Source organism: Streptomyces hirsutus, from assembly GCF_001418415.1.
In the GTDB taxonomy this organism is placed as follows: domain Bacteria; phylum Actinomycetota; class Actinomycetes; order Streptomycetales; family Streptomycetaceae; genus Streptomyces; species Streptomyces hirsutus.
This window is the reverse complement of sequence record NZ_LIQT01000324.1, coordinates 1-4,467: the sequence shown is the minus strand read 5'-3', so window position 1 is coordinate 4,467 and position 4,467 is coordinate 1. Positions and strand designations below refer to the sequence as shown.

The window sequence follows — 4,467 nt, the reverse complement described above, 5'->3', positions numbered from 1 at the left end:
ACCTTGGAACCTGCGGCGGCCCCGGCTCAGGAGGCCGCCGCAGGTTCCAAGGTCATCGGGTACTTCACCGAATGGGGCACCTACGACCGCGCGTACCACGTCAAGAACATCGAGACCTCGGGCTCCGCGGACAAGCTCACGCACATCAACTACGCCTTCGGCAACGTCACCGGCGGCACGTGCGCGATGGGCGACGCCTACGCGGCCACCGAGCGGGCCTACACCGCCGCCGAGTCCGTCGACGGCGTGGCCGACACCTGGGACCAGCCGCTGCGCGGCACCTTCAACCAGCTGCGCGAGCTGAAGCAGAAGCACCCCGACCTGAAGGTGCTGTGGTCGTTCGGCGGCTGGACCTGGTCCGGCGGCTTCGGCGAAGCCGCGAAGGACCCGGCCGCGTTCGCCCGGTCCTGCTACGACCTGGTCGAGAACTCGAAGTGGGCCGACGTCTTCGACGGCATCGACATCGACTGGGAGTACCCGAACACCTGCGGCGCCGGCTGTGACACCAGCGGCCGGGAGTCCTTCACGGATCTGATGTCCGCGCTGCGCTCCACGTTCGGCTCCGGCAACCTGGTCACCGCGGCGATCACCGCCGACGCCACGGCCGGCGGCAGGATCGACGCGGCGGACTACGCCGGCGCCGCCGGGTACGTCGACTGGTACAACCCGATGACGTACGACTTCTTCGGCGCCTGGGACGCCGCCGGTCCCACCGCCCCGCACTCGCCGCTGACCGCCTACGACGGCATCCCGAAGGCCGACACGCACACCGCGGCGACCATCGCGAAGCTCAAGGGTCTCGGTATCCCGGCCTCCAAGCTGCTGCTCGGCATCGGCTTCTACGGCCGCGGCTGGACGGGCGTCACGCAGTCCGAGCCCGGCGGCACCGCGACCGGTCCGGCGACGGGTACGTACGAGCCGGGCATCGACGACTACGAGGTGCTCAAGGAGAAGTGCCCGGCGACCGGCACCGCGGGCGGTACCGCCTATGCCAAGTGCGGCGACGACTGGTGGAGTTACGACACCCCGGCCACCGTCGCGACCAAGATGGACTACAAGGACCAGCAGGGTCTCGCCGGCACGTTCTTCTGGGAACTGAGCGGCGACACCGCGAACGGTGAACTGATCGGCGCGATCAGGTAGCCGCGGGCGGGCACGCCTGGGGCGGAGGTTCCACGGGGGGACCTCCGCCCCAGGCGCGGCGTCCGTCGTGTCAGGCGTCGCGGCGGGCGGGCTCCGGGGCCGGGTGCGCGGGGTCCAGTTCCTCGATGGCGCGCATGGCTCCGCCGAGCGTCTTCACCAGCAGCTCGCACATGGTCTCGCGGGGCAGCCCGGGGCGGTCGATCCAGTCGAGGGTGGCGCCCTCGACGCTGCAGACCCAGGACAGCAGGCCCATCCGCGCCACGGGCGTGATGTCGGAGGTCCCGTACGCACCTTCGGCGATGGTCGCGACGATCGCCTCGCGCACCCCGTCCCGGACGGCGTGCACCTCGGCGTCGAAGCCGACGCCGCCGCTGACGATCGTGCGGTACGCGGCCTGGTTGTGCTCGGCGTAGCGCAGATAGCTGTCGACGGTGCGGTGCACCCGCTGGGCGGGCGGCAGTTCGACACCATCCGCGGCGAAGGCGACCAGGCCTGCGACCGAGTCCTGGATGATGGCGAGGTAGTAGCCCCGCTTGGAGTGGAAGTAGTAGTAGATCAGCCCCTTGGCAACATGCGCCTGACGTGCGATGTCGTCCATGGAGAGCGCGTCGTACGACGTGTCGGCGAACAGTTTCCTGCCGATGGCGATGAGTTCGGCACGACGTGCCAGCGAACGCTCGGTGCTGCGCGCTCCGGGACGCACGGCGGACTGCTGACTGATGTTCAATCCTCACCTGGTTTCCTGCGGAGGGCGGGACATCCGCAGTATGGCAGGTCGGCCTCGGGGGAGGGCGGAGCCGTCCGGAGCCCGGAACAGCCCGAAGGCCGGCGCGGCCCGAAGGTCAGAGGAGTCCGAGCTGCGTCACGAACATCGCGACGACCACGACGAGGATCCATCCCATGAGGTGCTCGAGGATCTTCGGGCCGTCCTCCCGGGGGCCTCCGGTGCGAGCACCGGGGACGGCGGGGGCGGTGACGGTGGCTGCGTTCGCGGTCATGGCTTCTCGCTGGTCTCGGGGGGCCGTGGACTCCCCCACGACGCTGTCCACCTTGCCACCGCAGGCGGCTTTTGCGGCCGAGAGCTTGGTCACACGGTACGTGCCGGGGCGGTGCGACAAGCCCTCCGACGCCCTTCGGACGACCGGACGGAGCCCGCCGCACGGACCGGTTCGGCGCGGGTGCCGAGCTGTACGGCTCCCGGGTACCGGTGCACCGTCCGGCACCGCCCGGGAGCGCAGGCGTTCAGTCCGGCAGAGCGGTCTCCGGCTGCCCCGGCTCCCCGTGCTCAGTTTGGACTCCGCAGCCCGGTCCCGGTCCTGGAGGGAAGCCGGGCTACCGGCCCCCGTCACCGGGATCACGGCCCGGGAGCGGGCGAGCAGCCGACCCGGAGCTCCAGCCCGCAGTGGGCCGCGCTGGTCGAGGGCCCTCTGCGCCTCGTCGTGCCGGAGGAACATCGACTCGGCCGCCGGGACGCGCCCGGCCCCAGCGAGCCGGCGGCCGGTCCCCGGGTGCTCGGCCCCTTCAGGGCCAAGGTGTATCCGCAGCGCTGCACCGAGCGCGCAGGCTTCGCCCCGGAGGTGCCCGGCCCCACCGGCTGCTTCGTCGCCCGCGCCCTCGCCGCCGTGGGAAGGAGCGTCTCCCTGGTGGTCAGGTCAGTCCGAGCGACCGCAGAACGCGCTGCTGACGTGGTGTTGAACCGACGGGCCAGAAGATGTAGCAGACTCCACCCGTCCCCCCTCTGACCTGCCCGTTCGCGTCGTATCGCTTCGTCCGCAGCCAGATGTTCTCCCATTCGCGGCGCCGGTAGACACGGCGGACCGACGCGTTGTCCGGGGAGGCGGGGTCGTTGGCGACGACGTCGCCGTCGGGAGTGAAGCCGATCACGGTCATGAGATGCCCGGCGGTGCCGTACCCCGCTCCGGTCAACTCCTCCTCCCGGAAGGACTGGGACGTGATGACCGGGATGCCCGCCGCGATCAGCGTCTCCAGGTCGGTCAGCGAACCGAGCCGGGTGACGACGCCCTGAAGGCCCTCGAAGGTGGCCGCGTAGGCCGCGTTGAACGGCCAGTTGCCACAGCCCGCGTACTGGTGGTCGTAGGTGTGGCGGGCCGCGTGGCACACCTGCGGGTCGGCGTAGGACGGGTCGACCCAGGCCAGTTGCTCCTCGGTGAGCCGGCCGCCCCAGTACTCGACGATCATCTGCGAGGAGGTCGGACTGCACCAGGCCTCGCCGCCGTTGTCGTACTCCGGGTACTGGCCCTTGTGGATCTCCTGCGAGTAGCGCGGGACGATCAGCTCCCGGGCCGTGCGGGGCGTGGACGCCGGGACGGTGAAGCGGTCGGGGATGTCGGAGCCCATCGCCCCGAGCCGCCACACGGTCGGGGTGAGCTTCGTGCCGGGACGGCGGTAAAGGGTCAGCCGCAGCCGGTACGAGACCAGGCGCAGGCCCGAGGCCGCGTCGTCGACGGCGAGGGTGTCGGTCCACACCGTGCTCCGGCCGTCGCTCTGGTCGTCCACCGAGGTGCGCCGGATGTCCTGGTCGTCGGCCGCCCAACGGCCCATCACGTACCAGGGGGTGTCGGTGCCGTCCGTGTACGTGCCCTGCAGCTCGGTCTGGATCCAGGTGCCGCCGGGAGTGCGCGCGTTCCAGGAGACGATGGCCTCCGTCGCCGGCACGGTGAGCCGGTGGACGGGCGAGGTCCAGGTCGCGTACTCCCATGCGGCGGTGCGGTCGGTGTGCGGATCGGTGTAGTCGGTGGTGCCGGCCGCCTTCGCGATCACCAGGCCGGGACGGACGCCCGCGACGGCCCGGGTGCCCTCGGCGCGGCCGGCGTGCCAGTCGCCGTACGAGGTCCAGGCCCGGTTGTCGACGCGGCGGGCCGCGGCCGCTCCGGGATCCGCGGAGCCGGCGGACCGGCCGGTCGCGGTGCCGGCGGAGGCCGGGCCCGCGCTCGACGCGACGGTGGCGACGACCGCCGCGGCCAGGAGGGTTCTGCGGGACGGCTGTTCGGCTCTGCTCATGGGCGAAGGACCCCCCGGGTGTCGGAGTCGGACTCGGACTCGGAGTCGCCCCACCCGGTGGACGCGGGTCCGAGGGACCGTGTCCACCGGGTGGGACGACGCCCGCCCACTATGGACGCATCGGGGCGGGCCCCGCCAGCACCCCGGACCGTGCCGCGCCGACCGTCATCGGACTCGACCAATGGCACGCGCGGTGGCGGCAGGCGGCCCGGCGTTTCGGCCGGTCCGGCGGCCCGGCGGCTGCGCGGATCGTTCCGTGAGGCAAGCAGGTCCTAGAGTGGACTCCGCCACCGTCTCCCCCGC

Annotated in this window: 4 protein-coding genes; 1 reads left to right on the top strand and 3 read right to left on the bottom strand. The window is 71.9% G+C overall.

Annotation, left to right across the window (positions count from 1 at the left end; translation table 11 throughout):
* A partial coding sequence (locus AOK11_RS23680) for a glycoside hydrolase family 18 protein (protein ID WP_055595752.1) occupies positions 1-1,143 on the top strand: 1,143 nt, incomplete at its 5' end.
* Between the two features lie 70 nt (positions 1,144-1,213).
* Here the strand turns inward: AOK11_RS23680 and AOK11_RS23675 are convergent.
* The 3 genes from AOK11_RS23675 to AOK11_RS23670 form a co-directional block, all read right to left on the bottom strand.
* Positions 1,214-1,870, bottom strand: a complete 657-nt coding sequence (locus tag AOK11_RS23675) for a TetR/AcrR family transcriptional regulator (protein ID WP_055595751.1) — start codon at positions 1,868-1,870, stop codon at positions 1,214-1,216.
* Positions 1,871-1,985: 115 nt separating this feature from the next.
* Positions 1,986-2,141 carry an SCO1431 family membrane protein gene (locus AOK11_RS42080; protein ID WP_107098660.1) on the bottom strand — a complete coding sequence of 52 codons (156 nt, stop codon included), beginning with the start codon at positions 2,139-2,141 and terminating at the stop codon, positions 1,986-1,988.
* Between the two features lie 649 nt (positions 2,142-2,790).
* Positions 2,791-4,164 (bottom strand): peptidase C39 family protein, encoded by a 1,374-nt coding sequence (locus tag AOK11_RS23670; RefSeq protein ID WP_055595750.1) that lies wholly within the window; start codon positions 4,162-4,164, stop codon positions 2,791-2,793.
* Positions 4,165-4,467: the final 303 nt, after the last annotated feature.

What these genes read in the sequence shown, in the direction of transcription:
- AOK11_RS23670 (WP_055595750.1), bottom strand. Translation starts at nt 4,164, where the DNA reads ATGAGCAGAGCCGAACAGCCGTCCCGCAGAACCCTCCTGGCCGCGGCG.
- AOK11_RS42080 (WP_107098660.1), bottom strand. Translation starts at nt 2,141, where the DNA reads ATGACCGCGAACGCAGCCACCGTCACCGCCCCCGCCGTCCCCGGTGCT.